This window comes from Lelliottia sp. CFBP8978 (assembly GCF_034046055.2).
Taxonomy (GTDB): Bacteria; Pseudomonadota; Gammaproteobacteria; order Enterobacterales; family Enterobacteriaceae; genus Enterobacter.
The window spans coordinates 3,394,893-3,412,244 of record NZ_CM188253.1; the positions used below are offsets into that span (position 1 = coordinate 3,394,893).

General features: G+C 57.1%; 17 protein-coding genes. 8 read left to right on the forward strand and 9 right to left on the reverse strand.

Features of this window, described 5'->3' with window-relative positions:
• Positions 1-201 precede the first annotated feature (201 nt).
• Entirely contained in the window at positions 202-1,653 is a 1,452-nt protein-coding gene (gene ascF, locus SOM82_RS15865; protein WP_154125995.1) for a PTS cellobiose/arbutin/salicin transporter subunit IIBC, read from the forward strand.
• A gap of 18 nt (positions 1,654-1,671) precedes the next feature.
• The gene (locus SOM82_RS15870; protein ID WP_320460446.1) at positions 1,672-3,096 is read left to right on the forward strand and encodes a 6-phospho-beta-glucosidase; all 1,425 of its coding nucleotides are present in this window, start codon (positions 1,672-1,674) and stop codon (positions 3,094-3,096) included.
• 381 nt (positions 3,097-3,477) lie between these two features.
• On the opposite strand, the gene hycI is transcribed toward SOM82_RS15870, so the two are convergent.
• The 9 genes from hycI to hycA form a co-directional block, all read right to left on the reverse strand.
• On the reverse strand, positions 3,478-3,963 hold the full coding sequence (hycI, locus tag SOM82_RS15875) for a hydrogenase maturation peptidase HycI (RefSeq protein ID WP_320460447.1): 486 nt from the start codon (positions 3,961-3,963) through the stop codon (positions 3,478-3,480).
• Positions 3,956-4,366, reverse strand: coding sequence for a formate hydrogenlyase maturation HycH family protein (locus SOM82_RS15880; RefSeq protein ID WP_154125997.1), 411 nt, complete (start codon positions 4,364-4,366; stop codon positions 3,956-3,958). The genes hycI and SOM82_RS15880 overlap by 8 nt, the downstream gene beginning before the upstream one ends.
• Positions 4,363-5,130, reverse strand: a complete 768-nt coding sequence (locus tag SOM82_RS15885; RefSeq protein WP_154125998.1) for an NADH-quinone oxidoreductase subunit B family protein — start codon at positions 5,128-5,130, stop codon at positions 4,363-4,365. The genes SOM82_RS15880 and SOM82_RS15885 overlap by 4 nt, the downstream gene beginning before the upstream one ends.
• Positions 5,130-5,672 (reverse strand): formate hydrogenlyase complex iron-sulfur subunit, encoded by a 543-nt coding sequence (locus SOM82_RS15890; RefSeq protein ID WP_154125999.1) that lies wholly within the window; start codon positions 5,670-5,672, stop codon positions 5,130-5,132. The genes SOM82_RS15885 and SOM82_RS15890 overlap by 1 nt, the downstream gene beginning before the upstream one ends.
• A gap of 98 nt (positions 5,673-5,770) precedes the next feature.
• Positions 5,771-7,480: a hydrogenase large subunit gene (locus tag SOM82_RS15895; protein WP_320460448.1), complete on the reverse strand. Its 1,710-nt coding sequence runs from the start codon at positions 7,478-7,480 to the stop codon at positions 5,771-5,773.
• A 17-nt stretch (positions 7,481-7,497) separates the two neighbouring features.
• Positions 7,498-8,421, reverse strand: coding sequence for a respiratory chain complex I subunit 1 family protein (locus tag SOM82_RS15900; RefSeq protein WP_320460449.1), 924 nt, complete (start codon positions 8,419-8,421; stop codon positions 7,498-7,500).
• 1 nt (position 8,422) lies between these two features.
• On the reverse strand, positions 8,423-10,249 hold the full coding sequence (gene hycC / locus SOM82_RS15905) for a formate hydrogenlyase subunit 3 (protein ID WP_320460450.1): 1,827 nt from the start codon (positions 10,247-10,249) through the stop codon (positions 8,423-8,425).
• Complete coding sequence (locus tag SOM82_RS15910) at positions 10,246-10,854, reverse strand: 4Fe-4S dicluster domain-containing protein (protein WP_320460451.1); 609 nt, start codon at positions 10,852-10,854, stop codon at positions 10,246-10,248. Before SOM82_RS15910 ends, hycC begins: the two co-directional genes overlap by 4 nt.
• A 71-nt stretch (positions 10,855-10,925) precedes the next feature.
• The gene (gene hycA, locus SOM82_RS15915) at positions 10,926-11,381 is read right to left on the reverse strand and encodes a formate hydrogenlyase regulator HycA (RefSeq protein ID WP_320460452.1); all 456 of its coding nucleotides are present in this window, start codon (positions 11,379-11,381) and stop codon (positions 10,926-10,928) included.
• Positions 11,382-11,591: 210 nt separating this feature from the next.
• On the opposite strand from hycA, the gene hypA reads away from it, so the two are divergent.
• Genes hypA through flhA form a run of 6 tightly spaced genes read left to right on the forward strand, consistent with a single transcriptional unit; the run spans position 11,592 to position 17,337 of the window.
• Positions 11,592-11,942, forward strand: a complete 351-nt coding sequence (hypA, locus tag SOM82_RS15920) for a hydrogenase maturation nickel metallochaperone HypA (RefSeq protein ID WP_154126004.1) — start codon at positions 11,592-11,594, stop codon at positions 11,940-11,942.
• Positions 11,943-11,945: 3 nt separating this feature from the next.
• Positions 11,946-12,809, forward strand: coding sequence for a hydrogenase nickel incorporation protein HypB (gene hypB, locus SOM82_RS15925; RefSeq protein WP_320460453.1), 864 nt, complete (start codon positions 11,946-11,948; stop codon positions 12,807-12,809).
• Positions 12,800-13,072: a HypC/HybG/HupF family hydrogenase formation chaperone gene (locus SOM82_RS15930; protein WP_320460454.1), complete on the forward strand. Its 273-nt coding sequence runs from the start codon at positions 12,800-12,802 to the stop codon at positions 13,070-13,072. The genes hypB and SOM82_RS15930 overlap by 10 nt, the downstream gene beginning before the upstream one ends.
• Positions 13,073-13,075: 3 nt before the next feature.
• Entirely contained in the window at positions 13,076-14,197 is a 1,122-nt protein-coding gene (gene hypD, locus SOM82_RS15935; protein ID WP_320460455.1) for a hydrogenase formation protein HypD, read from the forward strand.
• Positions 14,194-15,204: a hydrogenase expression/formation protein HypE gene (gene hypE / locus SOM82_RS15940; protein ID WP_320460456.1), complete on the forward strand. Its 1,011-nt coding sequence runs from the start codon at positions 14,194-14,196 to the stop codon at positions 15,202-15,204. The genes hypD and hypE overlap by 4 nt, the downstream gene beginning before the upstream one ends.
• A 60-nt stretch (positions 15,205-15,264) precedes the next feature.
• Positions 15,265-17,337 (forward strand): formate hydrogenlyase transcriptional activator FlhA, encoded by a 2,073-nt coding sequence (gene flhA, locus SOM82_RS15945; protein ID WP_320460457.1) that lies wholly within the window; start codon positions 15,265-15,267, stop codon positions 17,335-17,337.
• Positions 17,338-17,352: the final 15 nt, after the last annotated feature.

Here is a 17,352-nt window from a genome sequence, read left to right on the forward strand (position 1 = left end):
TAAAACTGATGTGCCGCAGTTTACTGCACCGCAGGAAAATTGTCGCAGCGCGAATCTCACGCAGTGAAATGTTCAAAGTGATCGCCATCACGAATATTGAAAATGCATAAATTGTGATCTTGTTTCGTTCGAAGAAACTCATCATGATTTTGTGGAACCGGTTTCCTACATGCTCTCACAACTACAACAGGATCACTTCCGATGGCCAAAAATTATGCTGCGCTGGCAATTGATGTCGTCAGCGCGCTAGGCGGTAAAGACAACATTGTCGCCGTCACCCACTGTATGACGCGCCTGCGCTTTGTCGTGCAGGACGAAAGCCACATCGACAGCGCCCGACTGAAAAGTATCAGCGGTGTGCTCGGCGTCGTGCGTAACGACAATCAGTGCCAGGTGATTATCGGCAACACGGTTTCACAGGCGTACCGCGAAGTGGTGAATGTGCTGCCTGCCGGGCTGCGTCCCGCCGAGCCGCAAGGCCCGCAGAAACTGACGCTGCGCCGCGTGGGAGCAGGTATTCTCGATGCGCTGATCGGTACCATGTCCCCGCTGATCCCGGCGATCATCGGCGGTTCGATGGTGAAACTGCTGGCGATGATCCTCGAAATGACCGGCGTTCTGCCAAAAGGGGCGCCAACGCTCACCATTTTGACCGTCATTGGTGACGGGGCGTTCTTCTTCCTGCCGCTGATGGTAGCCGCGTCTGCCGCCGTTAAATTTAAAACCAATATGTCGCTGGCGATTGCCATCGCCGGTGTCCTGGTCCACCCAAGCTTTATCGAACTGATGGCGAAAGCCGCGCAGGGTGAGCATGTCGAGTTCGCGTTCATCCCGGTGACAGCGGTGAAATACACCTACACCGTTATCCCGGCGCTGGTGATGACCTGGTGTTTGTCGTACATCGAACGCTGGGTGGATCGCATTACCCCGGCGGTGACCAAAAACTTCCTCAAGCCGATGCTGATCGTGCTGATTGCCGCCCCGCTTGCCATCGTGCTGATTGGGCCGCTGGGCATCTGGATCGGCAGCGCCATCTCTGCGCTGGTTTACACCATTCACGGTTACCTGGGCTGGCTGTCCGTCGCGATTATGGGTGCGCTTTGGCCGCTGCTGGTTATGACCGGGATGCACCGCGTCTTTACGCCGACAATCATCCAGACGATTGCTGAAACCGGCAAAGAAGGGATGGTTATGCCATCCGAAATCGGTGCCAACCTGTCGCTCGGCGGCTCGTCTCTGGCGGTCGCCTGGAAAACGAAAAACCCGGAACTGCGCCAGACGGCGCTCGCCGCAGCGGCATCGGCCATTATGGCTGGGATTTCTGAGCCAGCGCTCTACGGCGTGGCCATTCGTCTGAAGCGCCCGCTGATTGCGAGCCTGATTAGCGGCTTTATCTGCGGCGCGATTGCCGGTATTGCCGGTCTTGCCAGCCACTCTATGGCGGCTCCTGGGCTCTTCACCAGCGTCCAGTTCTTCGACCCGGCGAACCCGATGACTATCGTCTGGGTATTTGGCGTGATGGCGCTGGCGGTTGTGCTCTCCTTTGTTCTGACGCTGATTCTCGGTTTTGAGGATATTCCGGTTGAAGATGACGCAGAAAAAGCACGCGCACTGCAAACCGCACCGGTTCAGACACAAGAAGCACGAGCATAAATGAATAACGAGGTAAAAATGTCTGTTTTTCCACAAGGATTTTTATGGGGCGGCGCACTGGCCGCCAACCAGAGTGAAGGCGCTTACCGTGAAGGCGGCAAAGGGCTAACCACCGTCGATATGATCCCCCACGGCGCACACCGCCTGGCGGTGAAGGTCGGTAAGGAAAAACGTTTCTCGCTGCGCGACGACGAGTTTTACCCGAGCCACGAGGCGATCGATTTTTATCATCGCTATAAAGAAGATATCGCGCTGATGGCGGAGATGGGCTTTACGGTTTTTCGTACCTCCATTGCCTGGAGTCGCCTGTATCCCAACGGCGATGAGCCGCTGCCGAATCAGGACGGCATCGCGTTTTATCGCGCGGTATTTGAAGAGTGCAAAAAATATAATATCGAGCCGCTGGTCACGCTGTGCCACTTTGATGTGCCGATGCATCTGGTCACTGAATACGGCTCCTGGCGTAACCGCAAAATGGTCGATTTCTTCGCCCGCTACGCGCGCACCTGCTTTGAAGAGTTCAACGGTCTGGTGAAATACTGGCTAACCTTCAACGAGATCAACATCATGCTGCACAGCCCGTTCTCGGGCGCGGGGCTGGTGTTTGAAGAGGGCGAAAACGAAGATCAGGTGAAATATCAGGCTGCTCACCACGAGCTGGTGGCGAGCGCACTGGCGACCAAAATTGCTCATGAAGTGAACCCGGAAAACCAGGTGGGCTGCATGCTGGCGGGCGGCAATTTTTATCCGTACTCCTGCAAACCGGAAGACGTGTGGACGGCGCTGGAAAAAGATCGCGAAAATCTGTTCTTTATCGACGTGCAGGCGCGGGGACGCTATCCGGCCTACTCGGCGCGCGTGTTCCGCGAGAAAGGGGTGGTGATTATCAAAGATCCGGGTGACGACGCACTGCTGAAAAACACCGTCGATTTTGTCTCGTTCAGCTATTACGCCTCGCGCTGTGCGTCAGCGGATATGAATGCCAATAACACCAGCGCGGCTAATATCGTTAAATCTCTGCGTAACCCGCATATTGAGGTGAGTGACTGGGGCTGGGGCATCGACCCGCTCGGCCTGCGTATCACCATGAACATGATGTACGACCGCTACCAGAAACCGCTGTTCCTGGTGGAAAACGGACTGGGTGCAAAAGATGAGCTGGATGCCAACGGCGAGATCAACGACGACTACCGTATCAGCTATTTGCGCGAACACATCCGCGCCATGGGTGACGCGATCGAAGACGGCGTTCCGTTGATGGGCTATACCTCCTGGGGCTGTATCGATCTGGTGGCAGCATCCACGGGCGAGATGAGCAAGCGCTACGGGTTTGTATATGTCGATCGTGACGACGCGGGCAACGGTACGCTGGATCGCAAACGCAAGAAATCGTTCTGGTGGTATAAGAAAGTGATTGCGAGTAACGGGGCGGATTTGGCGTAGCCAGGGCTTTCCCCTCACCCTAACCCTCTCCCCAAAGGGGAGAGGGAAATGTTTAGTGCAGTTATCACCCTCCCTCTCCGGAGCAGAAAGGGAACTGTTTAGTGCGGTTTTCACTCTCGCCTCTCCGGGGAGGAGAGGGAACTGTTTGGGGCGGTTTTCACTCTCACCTCTCCGGAGGGGAAAGGAACTGTTTGGGGCGGTTTTCACTCTCACCTCCCCGAAGGGGAAGGGAACTGTTTAGGGCGCTTTTCACTCTCGCCTCTCGGGAGGGGAAAGGGAACTGTTTAGTGCGATTTTCACTCTCGCCACTCCGGAGGGGAAAGGGAACTGTTTGGTACGACTTTCACTCTCGCCTCTCCGGAGGGGGAAGGGAACTGTGTTTCACCCTCTCCCCTCTGGGGAGAGGGCCGGGGTGAGGGGTTCAAATCCCCCGTCCCCACCCCATCCCGCAAGCCGTGAATAAACCACCTCCACCGCCTCTTTCACCGGCGGCGTCATCGGATAATAAAAGCCGACAATATCAGGCTGGATCCCCAAAAAAAGGACCTCGCCCACGTCGTCTTTGATCTGATCGACCAGATAATTCAGCGGCATATTGTGGGTAGTCATCATGAACATCTCAGCGATATCGTCCGGGTCGATCAGACGGATCTCGCCAGGGTTGAGCCCCATATCGGTTGCATCGACAATCAGCAACCGGTCAGGACGCAGTTCGCGGATCGCCACGACATCGTTCTCCGGCGCGCTGCCGCCGTCAATGACCTGCCAGCTTCCCTGAGGATTTGCCAGACACATTTCCGCTAACAGCGGGCCTGCGCCGTCGTCACCCATCATGCTGTTGCCCACACACAGTAAAACGTCAGTCACGTAATCTCCTCACCATCAGGTAGATGGCGCTCTCCTGATGAATATCGTGCAGCATACTGAGAAGCGTTTTGCTCCACGCCTGCTGCGCGGGGGTTTGCACGGCCAGTGCGGCATCGAACGCATTTGCCAGCATAGCGATATGGTTGCTGTCGATGACGATCTCGCCATATTTCGGCACGCCTTCCATTTTACGCCGCGCCGTGCTGCCCGCCTCCAGCGTACCGATCCACTCAAGATACGCCTGCCACGGGCAGCTCAGCGCCGCCTCAAGACAGTCGATCACCCCGAGGTGATGCCCAATCGCCAGGCTGTAATAGACCACCTGCTGGGCCGCATCCGGCGTCGCATCGTTCTCATCAATAAACTTACGGCTGAGCTGACTGAACACCACCTGTTCACTCATCGGATCCGCGCCTCATCAACCACCTGATTCAGGTTTGCCACAATCTCGTTCAGACGCGGATCGTTTTCCGCTTCGAGCCAGCGCGCGACCTGATGCTCACCCTGGCTCAGCAGACGCAAATAATCATCGGCAATCTGACGGCCATAGCGATAACCGGCAAGGCGACGCGCCATACGATCGACCTTCACGCGCAGCGGTTGCACCATATCGGGATGTAAAATCTCCGCAGGCTGATTGTCGAGATCCCCCGGCGCGCGGGCGTGGATCTTCTGCTCCAGCAGCCCCAGCGCCATCGCAAAACCGTACAGCGTGGCCGCAGGCGTCGGCGGGCAGCCAGGGATATAAACATCCACCGGCACAATTTTGTCTGTCCCGCCCCACACGCAGTAAAGATCGTGGAAAATACCGCCGCTGTTGCCGCAGGCACCGTAAGAGATACAGATTTTCGGATCGGGGGCCGATTGCCAGGCACGTAACGCGGGTGAGCGCATCGCGCGCGTCATCGCGCCGGTAAACAGCAAAATGTCCGCATGGCGCGGCGATGGCACCACTTTGATGCCAAAGCGCTCGGCGTCAAACAGCGGTGAAAGCGTGGCGAAAATTTCAATTTCGCAGCCGTTGCAGCCGCCGCAGTCCACACGATAGACGTAGGCAGAACGTTTGATTTTTTTCAGCAGCGACGCCTTCATCGTGGCGATGGACTCATCCACCGTCATCGGCACGGGAATGCCGTTATCGTCGCGTGGGCCGAGTAGCGTGTTCATCAGCTGGCCTCTCTCATATGACGGGTGATATCAATGCGATCGGATGGCAGCAGGCATTTCTGACGTTTGCACTCCGGGCAGGTTTCAAAATCCTCCCGGCGCTGCTCCGCACGCGCATCGCCATTGTGTTTGAGTAATGCGATGGCGTAATCGATCTCTTTTTGCACGGCGAAAGGATGGCGGCAAACACGGCAATGGCACAGGGCAAATCGCGACTGCTGCAGGAAATCGTCTTTCTTCCACACCGCCAGTTCGTACTCCTGCGAGAGCTTAATCGCCGCCGTCGGGCAGACCTCTTCACAGCGACCGCAGAAAATACAGCGCCCGAGATTAAACTGCCAGGCCAGCTCTTTTGTCGCTAAATCCGTCGCCACCGTCAGGGCGTTGGACGGACAGGCATTTACACACGCGGCGCAGCCAATGCACTGCTGCGGGTTATGTTCCGGTTTGCCGCGAAAGTTTTTATCGACCGGAATGGGCTCCAGCGGGTAACGGCTCGTTACCGTACCGGTTTTGACCACTTTTTTGATAAAGGTGAACATTTTTACTCCTGCTTTCATGCGGTTTTCTGCCCCTCACCCTGGCTCTCTTCCTGAAAGGAGAGCGCCGGGATGAGGGGTGACAGACCGCACAACATCAACTATTTCAGCGGCGAGTTCTTGCGCTCAATGCTGTAGCGCTCAAGCTCTTTGTACGGAACCACCTGACTTTTCTTCTTGCGCACGTCCACCACCGTCATGCGGTCGGTACAGGAGTAGCAAGGATCAAGGCTGCCGATGATTAGTGGGGCATCAGACACCGTGTTGCCGCGCAGCATGTAGCGCAACGTCGGCCAGTTAGCGTAGGTCGCCGCCCGGCAGCGCCAGCGATACAGCTTCTGGTTGTCGCCGGTCATGCTCCAGTGAATATCATCCCCGCGCGGCGCTTCGGCAAAACCAAGGGCAAAACGGTTCGGGATATAGGTAAAGCCTTCCACCGCCAGCGGACCGCCCGGCAGGTTATCGAGACCAAAATCGATCATATTCAGGGCGGTAAACACTTCGTTGATGCGTACTTTAAGACGGGAAATCACGTCGCAGCCCTGCTCGCTGTGAACGGTCATTGGCAGCAAGCCGTAACCCACAAACGGGTGGTCAGCGCGGGTATCGCGGGCATGGCCGCTGGCGCGAACCATCGGACCCACGTTGCTGAAGTCGCGGGCAATTTCCGGCTCAAGACGCCCAATCCCCACCGTGCGCTGTTCGATGTTTGGCGTACTGAGCAGCATATCCACCAGATCCTGAACATCGCGGCGCATCTGCTGGGCCAGAAGTCGGGTCTGGATCATGTCGTCTTTCAGCAGATCGCGGCGAATCCCGCCGATCAGGTTCAGACCGTAGGTTTTACGTGCGCCAGTCAGGATTTCCGCCATCTTCATCGACGCTTCGCGCACGCGGAAGAACTGCATAAACCCGGAGTCAAAACCAACAAAATGGCAGGCCAGGCCGAGATTCAGCAGATGTGAATGCAGTCGTTCCACTTCCAGTAAAATGGCGCGGATCATCTGCGCGCGCTCCGGCACCACAATTCCCATGCCGTTCTCGACCGACGTGGTATAGGCGGTACTGTGGGCAAAGCCACAGATCCCACACACCCTGTCTGACAGGAACGTCACTTCGTTATAACCCATGCGCGTTTCGGCCAGTTTTTCCATACCGCGATGGACATAGAACAGGCGATAATCGGCGTCGATAATGTTCTCGCCATCGACAAACAGGCGGAAGTGGCCCGGTTCGTCAGAGGTGACGTGCAGCGGGCCAATCGGCACCACATTGTTCTTTTTGCTGCCCAGTTCGTTGATGAACTCGTAAGTTTCGCTGTCGGTGGTTGGCGCAGGACGCTGGCGATAATCCATGCTGTCTTTACGCAGCGGATAGAGTTCGTCCGGCCAGTCGTCTGGCAGCACCAGACGACGTTCATCCGGTAGCCCAACCGGCATCAGACCGTACATATCACGCACTTCGCGTTCACCCCACACGGCAGCGGGCACGCGCGGCGTTACCGAAGGGTACTCCGGTTTATTCGGATCAACTTCGACGCGCACGGTGAGCCAGCACTTCACGCCTTGTTCCATCGACAGCACGTAATAAACGGCGTAGTTGCCGCACAGCTGGCGTTCATCGTTGCCGAACAGCACCGACAGCCACCCGCCCTGCTGGTAATAAAGAAACTCCACCACTTCCGGCAGATAGTTCACCTTGATAGTGACGGTGATCTGGTCTTTGGTCTGCCAGCTTTCCTCCAGCACCACGCCGGGAAACGCCTGATGCAGTGCGGCTAGATACTGTTGACCTGTTTTTTCTTCAGACATGCTCTGACTCTCTTTAATCACGCCACCAGCAAGGAGACGAATGCTAAAAATGCAAACCCAAAACCAGCCCAGGTCATGCGTGAGGTGGCAACAAAACGCAGTCGCGCCATGCTGTTTTCAAACAGGGCGATAATCAGTACGCCCACAACCAGCTTGATCGCGGCAATAATCACCGCCAGCACCAGCCCCGCGACCGAGAAGTGCGTCATCTGTCCCCACGGGAAAAAGACCCCGACAAACATCTGTAACACCACCAGCTGTTTGAGGCTGATCCCCCATTTCAGGACAGCGAAACCGTAACCGCTGTATTCGGTGAGCGGTCCTTCCTGTAGCTCCTGCTCCGCTTCTGCGAGATCAAACGGCAACTTGCCCATCTCAATAAACGTGGCGAATGCGCAGGCGCACAGCGCCAGCAGCAGCGGTATAGTGCGCGCAGCAGGCCAGTGATAGACGGTGTCAGCGATAAAGCTGATATGTGTGGAGCCTGCAACCTGTGCGGCAACCCACAGTCCGAGCAGCAGAATCGGTTCGACCAAAACGCCGAGCATGGCCTCGCGGCTGGCCCCGATTCCGGTAAACGGACTGCCCGTATCCAGCCCTGCAATCGCAAAGAAAAAGCGCGCGATAGCGAAGAGATAGATCAGGGTGATCAGATCGCCCAAAACCGGCAGCGGTGAACCGACCGTCACTACCGGCAGGGCGGTCGCAATCGTCAACATCACGCCGGTCATCACAAACGGCGTCAGGCGAAAGACCCAGCCGGATGCGTCCGGCGCGATGCTCTGACGGCTCATCAGCTTAAAGAGATCGCGATACTCCTGGAGGACACCCGGACCGCGACGGTTGTGCATCCGGGCGCGGACCACGCGAGTGATGCCGGAGAGCAGCGGCGCAACGGCGAACAACACCAGCGCCTGAAGTAATGCCATTAACAGACTCATGTCAGGCTCCTCGTGAAACAACAATCACCACCAGCACCGCCAGCTCGATCAGCGCAAGGCGACGGAACAGCGCAGGTGCCGCGGTACTTTGCCAGCCGGGGATCCAGCCGACCGGGTTTAGCGTGTGCCGCAGTTTCAGGATAAAGGCGAAGTTTTCCTTCACCGGCATCGCAAAACCATGCGCGGTGATCACCATAGATTGCTCGTGTTCATAGCCACATGCCCATGCCGTTCCGCGCGATCGGGCTGACAGACGATCGCGTTTGAAAAACAGCATCAGGATCAACGGCAGCAGCGGCGCGCCAATCAGCAGCAACGCTATCATCGGCTGGGAAACGACGGTGTGGGCGGTCATCAGCGGTAGCGGAACGGCACTGCCCAATAGCGGCAGCAGCCACGGCGCGGCAACGCCGCCGACGATGCAGCAGAGCGCCAGCAGAACGACCGTTGCGGTCATTAATGGTGGTGCGCAACGCGCCTCTTCGGCTTCGCGGGTGCGCGGTGCTCCCAGGAAAGTGACGCCGTAGACTTTGGCCATACACATCACCGCCAGCGCCCCGGTTATCGCCAGCCCGACGGCCAGCATTGGCCCGAGCAGACGGGCAATAAAGAGATCGCGCTGCCCGAGCGCAAAGAAGGACTGATAGATCACCCACTCACCGGCAAAACCGTTCAGCGGTGGCAGCGCAGCCATTGCCATCAGCCCCACCAGCATCGCCAGTGAAATCAGCGGCATTTTTTTGCCGATACCGCCCAGCTTTTCGATATCACGATGGCCCGTGCGGAACCAGACGCTTCCCGCCCCCAGGAACAGGGTGCTTTTAAACAGGCTATGGTTGACGAGGTGATACAACCCACCGATAAATCCGGCAGCGATCAGCGCCGGGCTGTTCAGCGCCAGGCCGGTTATCCCCGCGCCGAGACCCAGCAATATAATGCCGATATTTTCCAGGGTGTGGTAAGCCAGCAGACGCTGAATATTGTGCTCCATCAGCGCATAGAGTCCCCCGACAAAGGCGGTGATCATCCCGGCGATCAGCAACACGATGCCCCACCACAGCGGCGGCTGGCCGCCACTCAGCGACAGCGTGAGGATGCCGAACAGACCGACTTTCATCACCACCGTGGAAAACAGCGCAGCAGCCGGGGCCGAAGCATTCGCATGCGCCTGCGGCACCCAGCCGTGCAGCGGAATAATGCCCGCCAGCAGACCAAAGCCGACCACGCCCAGCAGCCAGATATCCGCGCCTAACGGCAGAAGCCGGGCGCGCGTATTCAGCACATCCAACTCCAGGGTGCCGTAGCGTTGCCACACCAGCCAGCAGGCCAGCGCCAGCAGCAACGTTCCCAGGCGTCCAAGCGCAAACCACAGCTTGCCGGATGCGCGACAGCCGGTCAGGAAGACTCCGCACAGGGCCATGATTTCGGCCATCACCACCAGCGCCGCGAGGTTGCTGGCCACCACGGTACAGACGGCAGCAGCGAGCAGCAGATTGACTAGCAGACCGTTCGGTTTGGTCTGCGGGTGGCGGTGCCAGTCGATATTAAACAGACTGACGAACAACCCGCACAGCCCAAAAGTGATAAGCCAGACAGCATTCAACGGCGTGAGCAGGACGCTGTGATGGATAACCGGCATCACCGCTTCAATATTTAGCCCACGCGTCAGGACCATAATCCCTGCCGCCGCGGTCATCAGGCTACCTGCCGCACCACCCAGCCCGGCGATCGCGCCGCTGAATGTTTTATGCCAAGCACTGACCAGCGCGAGAATGGCGGTAGCGGCAAAAATCGCCACGCCACTGTTGATCAACATCACTGCGTTCATTTCGCCCCCTCGTGTTGCGCCTGAAACAGCGAAAGATCGCCAAAATCAGAGTTAATCGTGAGCTCGCGCTTACGCTTGCTGCTACGCGCAATGTCGTGAATGTTGACCAGAATCAGCGCTTTGGTCGGGCAAGTGCGTACGCAGGCCGGGCCTTGTTCATCAAAACTGCACAGATCGCACTTCACGGCGATAGCGCGTACGCCCGGCACCCAGTCCAGCAGCGTGCTGACGCGCGCAGGCGCAGGCGGGGCTGGCGGGGCTTTGGGTGAATTGACGTTGGCGGGAATATGCAGCGGTCGGCTGCCGGAAAACTCAATCGCGCCAAACGGACAGGCGATGCCGCACAGCTTGCAGCTTACGCACAGGCTCTCATTCAGCTGCACAGCGCCATCGACTCGAGTGATGGCATTGACGGGACAGACGCCCGCGCAGGGGGCATCCTCACATTGATGGCAGAGCTGCGGGGCAGACTCTTTTTCATTACGCATGACGTGCAGGCGCGGCATTGACTGCAGCCCGTGCTGGCGGTGCGTTTCCGAACACGCCGCTTCACAGGTGTGACAGCCAATGCAGACCGTCGAGTCAGCAATTACAAAACGGTTCACCGGGGAGTCCTCAGGACATAGTCATTTTTGACGAAATTCGTGCCATATCGACACTTCTCGACACCTAAACATCAGGCGGTGCGCTGCTCGCTCACCAGCCCTTTCAGATTCACCGGGATATCGTGTTCAACCGCTGAATAGAGGTTGTCGTAAACAGGTGCGATTTTTTCCAGATAGTGCTCAAGCACCTGATGGCGGTCGCGGGTGCTGACGTGACCGTCAACCATGCCGTCTGTCATCAGCTGTGCCTGTGCAATCCGCTCTCTTTCGCCCTCTTTCGTCTCGACGTAATACTCAATGATGTGGCTATTGAAGGTGTCGGCCAGGGTCACATAGATAGTGAAATGGCCGAACAGCACAAAGCACAAATCCTCCTGTGCCGCGCAGCTCATCGCATGATGAAGATGCGCTTTTGACAAGGTGATCCCCTGAACTAATGAATTGCAGTACTGGTGCCACTGCTCCTGTAATTTTTGATGGCGCTGCGCAATGTAATCCGCCTTTTCGCTAATTTCCCAAATAGTCATCTCAGATATCCGGTTAATGGAGATAGCGGCTGTTAAGCAGATTCCGTGCCAATTTTTATTTAATTGAAAAATATACGCTTTATGCCCTGTCATGCTGTCGCTGACAGCGTGTCGACGTGTCATTTCGTCAGCGCCGACATCGTCACGCGCTCATTCAAATTAAGCTGGCATCGTTATTGCATTAATGGCGCAAATCATCGAGGAGGCGTCATGCACGAAATCACCCTCTGCCAGCGGGCTCTGGAACTGATCGAACAGCAGGCAAAGCAGCACAATGCAAAACGGGTCACCGGCGTGTGGCTAAAAGTTGGCGCGTTTTCCTGCGTCGAGCCCAGCGCCCTCACCTTTTGCTTTGAGCTGGTGTGTCGCGACACCCTGGCGGAAGGCTGCACGCTGCATATAGAAGAACAGCAGGCCGAATGCTGGTGCGAAACGTGCCAGCAATACGTCACGCTGTTGTCATCGCGGGTGCGAAGCTGCCCGCAGTGCCAGAGCACCGGGCTTCGCATCGTGGCGGATGACGGTTTGCAGATCCAGCGCCTCGAAATAGACCAGGAGTAAATCATGTGTAGTACCTGCGGTTGTGCTGAAGGCAACCTGTATATCGAGGGCGATGAACATCGGCCTCACTCCGCGTTTCGCTCCACGCCATTCTCGCCCGCCCCACGGCAGGCTGCGGCCTTAACAGGCATAAGATTCGCGCCAAAACAGTCAGACGACGGTGATCTGCATTATGGTCACGGCGCGGCGGGAACCCATGCACCGGGTATCAGCCAGCGTAAAATGCTGGAGGTCGAAATCAACGTACTGGACAAGAACAATCAGCTGGCCGCCCGCAATCGCGCCCGGTTCGCCGCCCGCCAGCAGCTGGTGCTTAATCTGGTTTCCAGCCCCGGCTCCGGTAAAACGACCCTGCTGACGGAAACCCTCCGGCGCCTGAACCACAGCGTCTCCTGCGCAGTGATTGAAGGCGATCAGCAAACCGTCAACGACGCCGCGCGTATTCGCGAAACCGGTACGCCCGCCATTCAGGTCAATACCGGCAAGGGCTGCCATCTGGACGCACAAATGATTGCCGACGCCGCGCCGCGTTTGCCGCTTAACGAGAACGGCATTCTGTTTATTGAGAACGTCGGCAACCTGGTTTGTCCGGCCAGTTTTGATCTCGGTGAACGCCATAAAGTCGCGGTGCTGTCGGTGACGGAAGGCGAGGACAAACCGCTGAAATATCCGCATATGTTTGCCGCGGCCTCGCTCATGCTGCTCAATAAAGTCGATCTGCTGCCGTATCTGAATTTTGATGTCGATAAATGTCTGGCGTACGCCCGCGAAGTGAACCCGGACATTGAGATTTTGCTGGTTTCCGCCACCAAAGGCGACGGCATGGAGAGCTGGCTGGCCTGGCTGGAGAATGAACGATGTGCATAGGCGTTCCGGGACAAATTCGCGCCATCGACGGTCAACAGGCCAAAGTGGAAGTTTGCGGCGTGCTGCGTGATGTCGATTTAACGCTGGTGGGTTGCGTTGATGAAACCGGGGCAACGCGCCTCAATCAGTGGGTGCTGGTCCACGTCGGTTTTGCGATGAGCGTGATTAACGAAGAAGAGGCCCGCGACACGCTGGCGGCGCTGCAAAATATGTTTGAAGTCGAGCCAGACGTCGGCGCGCTACTGTTTGGTGAGGAGCGATAAATCATGCGCTACGTTGATGAATATCGCGCGCCGGAACAGGTGATGCAGCTTATCGGCCACCTCAAAACGCGTGCAGCGCTGCTGAATTATACCGCGCAGCGCCCGCTGCGTATCATGGAGGTCTGCGGCGGCCATACGCATGCGATCTTTAAATTCGGCCTCGACCAGCTCCTGCCCGACAACATCGAATTTATTCACGGCCCCGGCTGCCCGGTGTGCGTGCTGCCGATGGGGCGAATCGACACCTGCATTGAGATTGCCAGCCAGCCGGATGTCATTTTTTGCACCTTCGGCGACGCCATGCGCGTGCCAGGAAAAAAGGGATCCCTGCTTCAGGCCCGCGCGCGCGGCGCGGATGTACGAATTGTCTATTCGCCAACGGATGCCCTGAAGCTGGCTGTTGAAAACCCTTCGCGCAGAGTGGTGTTTTTCGGTCTGGGTTTTGAAACCACGATGCCTGCCACTGCGATCACCCTGCAACAAGCGAAAGCGAAGAAACTCAGCAACTTTTTCTTTTTCTGCCAACACATTACGCTCATCCCCACGCTGCGCAGCCTGCTCGAAGAGCCGGATAACGGCATTGACGCATTTCTGGCCCCGGGGCACGTCAGTATGGTGATTGGAACCGAAGCCTATGGCTTTATCGCCGCGGACTATCATCGCCCGTTAGTGGTCGCTGGTTTCGAACCTCTTGATCTACTGCAAGGCGTAAGCATGCTGGTTGAGCAGAAAATAGCAGGCCAGAACATTGTGCAGAATCAGTATCGGCGGGTTGTGCCGGATGTGGGAAACGCGCTGGCTCAACAGGCTATCGCCGAGGTGTTTAGCGTCGAAGGCGACAGTGAATGGCGCGGACTTGGCCTGATTAGCGAATCCGGCGTGCATCTGACCCCGGCTTATCAGGAATTTGACGCCGAGAAGCATTTCCGTCCGCAGCCACAGCAGGTCTGCGACGATCCGCGCGCCCGCTGCGGCGCGGTCTTAACCGGTAAATGCAAACCGCATCAGTGCCCGTTATTTGGCACGACCTGCAATCCGCAAACCGCGTTTGGGGCGCTGATGGTCTCTTCCGAAGGGGCCTGCGCCGCGTGGTATCAGTATCGCAATCAGGAGTGTGACGCATGAACACGATTGAAATGGCACACGGCAGCGGCGGTCAGGCGATGCAACAGCTGATTGGTCGGCTCTTTATGACAGCCTTTGATAATCCGTGGCTTGCAGAGCAAGAAGATCAGGCGCGTATCGCGCTTTCGTCACTGACAGCACAGGGTGATCGGTTAGCGTTTTCCACCGACAGCTATGTCATTGACCCGCTGTTCTTCCCGGGTGGAGATATCGGCAAGCTGGCGGTGTGCGGCACGGCGAATGATGTGGCGGTCAGCGGTGCGATTCCGCGCTACCTCTCCTGCGGCTTTATTCTCGAAGAGGGGCTGGCGATGGAGACATTAACCACCATAGTAAACAGTATGGCCCTCACCGCGCGTGAAGCGGGAATTGCCATTGTCACCGGCGATACCAAAGTGGTACAGCGCGGTGCGGCGGATAAAGTGTTTATCAACACCGCCGGAATAGGCGCGATTCCGGCAGACGTTCACTGGGGCGCGCAGCAGCTCGCAGCAGGCGATCTGTTGCTGGTGAGCGGCTCGCTGGGCTGTCACGGTGCGACAATTTTAAATCTGCGAGAAGGTCTCGGACTGGACGGTGAACTGCGCAGCGACTGCGCGGTTCTGACGCCCCTCATTCAGACGCTGCGCGGCTGTCAGGGTGTCAAAGCGCTGCGCGATGCCACACGCGGCGGGGTGAATGCCGTTGCCCATGAGTTCGCAGCGGCCAGTGGCTGCGGCATCGAACTGATTGAGCGTGATTTGCCGGTGAAACCGGCGGTGCGTGGACTTTGCGAGCTGCTTGGCCTGGATCCGCTAAACTTTGCCAACGAGGGCAAACTATTGATTGGCGTGGCACGTCACGCCGCCGACGCCGTTCTGGCACAATTGCGCGCGCATCCGCTGGGTCGGGATGCGGCTATTATTGGCGAAGTGGTTGAGCGCAAAGGGGTTCGTCTGACAGGCCTGTATGGCATCAAACGGACTCTGGATTTGCCGCACGCTGAACCGTTGCCCCGAATTTGCTAGAATCGCACAAAAAGCGGTCAGCACTGTTTCTCTTTTTTTGCCAGTTTCTTTGGAAGCGATATGTCGTATACACCAATGAGCGATCTTGGACAGCAAGGGCTGTTCGATATTACGCGCACACTTTTACAGCAGCCCGATCTGGGTTCACTGAGCGATACTCTGACGCGCCTGGTCAGGCAATCTGCGCTGGCTGACAGTGCCGCCATTGTGCTGTGGCACAGCGCTAACCATCGCGCCAGCTACTTTGCGACGCGCGACAATGGCAAGACCGTCGAATATGAAGATGAAACCGTGCTGGCGCATGGCCCGGTGCGCCGTATTTTGTCTCGACCGGACGCCCTGCACTGCAACTACGCTGAGTTTCGCCAGGCCTGGCCGCTTCTCGCTGACGGCAATTTATATCCGCCATTTGGCCATTATTGTTTGCTGCCTCTTGCCGTTGAAGGCCGTATTTTTGGTGGCTGTGAATTTATCCGTAAAGCAGACCAGCCGTGGAGCGAAGCGGAATATGAGCGTTTGCACACCTTCACGCAGATTGTCAGCGTGGTCGCCGAGCAGATCCACAGCCGCGTCACCGATAATGTCGATTACGATCTGTTGAGTCGCGAGCGCGATAATTTTCGTATTCTGGTTGCGGTCACGAATGCGGTGCTTTCGAGGCTGGATATGGACGAGCTGGTGAGTGAGGTCGCCAAAGAGATCCATCACTACTTTAAAATTGATGCCATTAGCATTGTGCTGCGCGGCCATCGCAAGGGCAAACTCACTATCCACTCCACGCATTACCTTGATGAAACGAATCCTGCGCATGAACAAAGTGAAGTGGATGAAGCTGGCACACTCTCTGAACGCGTGTTTAAAAGCAAAGAGATGCTGCTACTTAACCTGAATGAGCGCGATGATCTGGCCCCCTATGAACGCATGCTTTTCAATTCATGGGGTAACCAGATCCAGACGCTGTGCCTGCTGCCGTTGATGTCCGGCAACACGATGCTCGGCGTACTGAAACTGGCGCAGTGCGAAGAGCATATCTTTACCACCACCAACCTCAAGCTGTTGCGCCAGATCGCCGAACGTATAGCTATCGCGCTGGACAATGCGCTGGCCTATCAGGAAATTCATCGCCTGAAAGAGCGGCTGGTGGACGAAAACCTGGCGCTGACCGAACAGCTTAATAATGTCGACAGCGAATTTGGCGAAATTATTGGTCGCAGCGATGCCATGTTCAGCGTGCTGAAGCAGGTTGAGATGGTGGCGCAAAGTGACAGTACCGTGCTTATTCTCGGTGAAACCGGGACCGGAAAAGAGCTGATCGCCCGCGCCATCCATAATCTCAGCAACCGTAACAGCCGCCGGATGGTAAAGATGAACTGTGCGGCGATGCCTGCGGGTCTGCTGGAGAGCGATCTGTTTGGCCATGAACGGGGCGCGTTTACCGGGGCCAGCACCCAGCGAATCGGCCGTTTTGAACTGGCGGACAAAAGCTCGCTGTTCCTCGATGAAGTGGGTGATATGCCGCTGGAGTTGCAGCCGAAACTGCTGCGGGTATTACAGGAACAAGAGTTCGAGCGCCTGGGCAGCAACAAGCTAATTCAAACCGACGTGCGGCTGATCGCCGCGACAAATCGCGATCTGAAAAAGATGGTCGCCGACCGTGAGTTCCGCAACGATCTCTACTATCGCCTGAATGTCTTCCCAATCTGCCTGCCGCCGCTGCGTGAGCGTCCGGATGATATTCCCTTGCTGGTGAAGGCGTTTACCGCCAAAATCGCCCGCCGTATGGGGCGTAGTATCGACAGCATTCCGGCAGAAACACTGCGCACTCTCTCCGCAATGGAGTGGCCCGGGAACGTTCGTGAGCTGGAAAATGTCATTGAACGCGCGGTACTGTTAACGCGCGGCAACGTGCTACAGCTCTCGCTGCCGGAAGTGATGATTGCAGACGCTCCCATGCCGGTGGCAGAAACGGCGCAGGAAGGCGAGGACGAGTACCAGCTGATCGTTCGCATTCTGAAAGAGACCAATGGCGTGGTTGCCGGGCCAAAAGGCGCGGCGCAGCGACTGGGGCTGAAGCGAACCACGCTGCTTTCGCGCATGAAAAGACTGGGTATCGAAAAGGATATGCTGGTCTAGCGATGTGACGCCATG

Bases quoted from the DNA above. Each gene is read 5' to 3' on its own strand.
- SOM82_RS15885 (WP_154125998.1), bottom strand. From the start codon at position 5,130: ATGAACACGCTACTCGGCCCACGCGACGATAACGGCATTCCCGTGCCG.
- hypA (WP_154126004.1), top strand. From the start codon at position 11,592: ATGCACGAAATCACCCTCTGCCAGCGGGCTCTGGAACTGATCGAACAG.
- SOM82_RS15900 (WP_320460449.1), bottom strand. From the start codon at position 8,421: ATGAGTCTGTTAATGGCATTACTTCAGGCGCTGGTGTTGTTCGCCGTT.
- hycC (WP_320460450.1), bottom strand. From the start codon at position 10,249: ATGAACGCAGTGATGTTGATCAACAGTGGCGTGGCGATTTTTGCCGCT.
- SOM82_RS15880 (WP_154125997.1), bottom strand. From the start codon at position 4,366: ATGAGTGAACAGGTGGTGTTCAGTCAGCTCAGCCGTAAGTTTATTGAT.
- hypD (WP_320460455.1), top strand. From the start codon at position 13,076: ATGCGCTACGTTGATGAATATCGCGCGCCGGAACAGGTGATGCAGCTT.
- SOM82_RS15870 (WP_320460446.1), top strand. From the start codon at position 1,672: ATGTCTGTTTTTCCACAAGGATTTTTATGGGGCGGCGCACTGGCCGCC.
- SOM82_RS15930 (WP_320460454.1), top strand. From the start codon at position 12,800: ATGTGCATAGGCGTTCCGGGACAAATTCGCGCCATCGACGGTCAACAG.
- ascF (WP_154125995.1), top strand. From the start codon at position 202: ATGGCCAAAAATTATGCTGCGCTGGCAATTGATGTCGTCAGCGCGCTA.
- hypE (WP_320460456.1), top strand. From the start codon at position 14,194: ATGAACACGATTGAAATGGCACACGGCAGCGGCGGTCAGGCGATGCAA.
- SOM82_RS15895 (WP_320460448.1), bottom strand. From the start codon at position 7,480: ATGTCTGAAGAAAAAACAGGTCAACAGTATCTAGCCGCACTGCATCAG.
- SOM82_RS15890 (WP_154125999.1), bottom strand. From the start codon at position 5,672: ATGTTCACCTTTATCAAAAAAGTGGTCAAAACCGGTACGGTAACGAGC.
- hypB (WP_320460453.1), top strand. From the start codon at position 11,946: ATGTGTAGTACCTGCGGTTGTGCTGAAGGCAACCTGTATATCGAGGGC.
- flhA (WP_320460457.1), top strand. From the start codon at position 15,265: ATGTCGTATACACCAATGAGCGATCTTGGACAGCAAGGGCTGTTCGAT.
- hycA (WP_320460452.1), bottom strand. From the start codon at position 11,381: ATGACTATTTGGGAAATTAGCGAAAAGGCGGATTACATTGCGCAGCGC.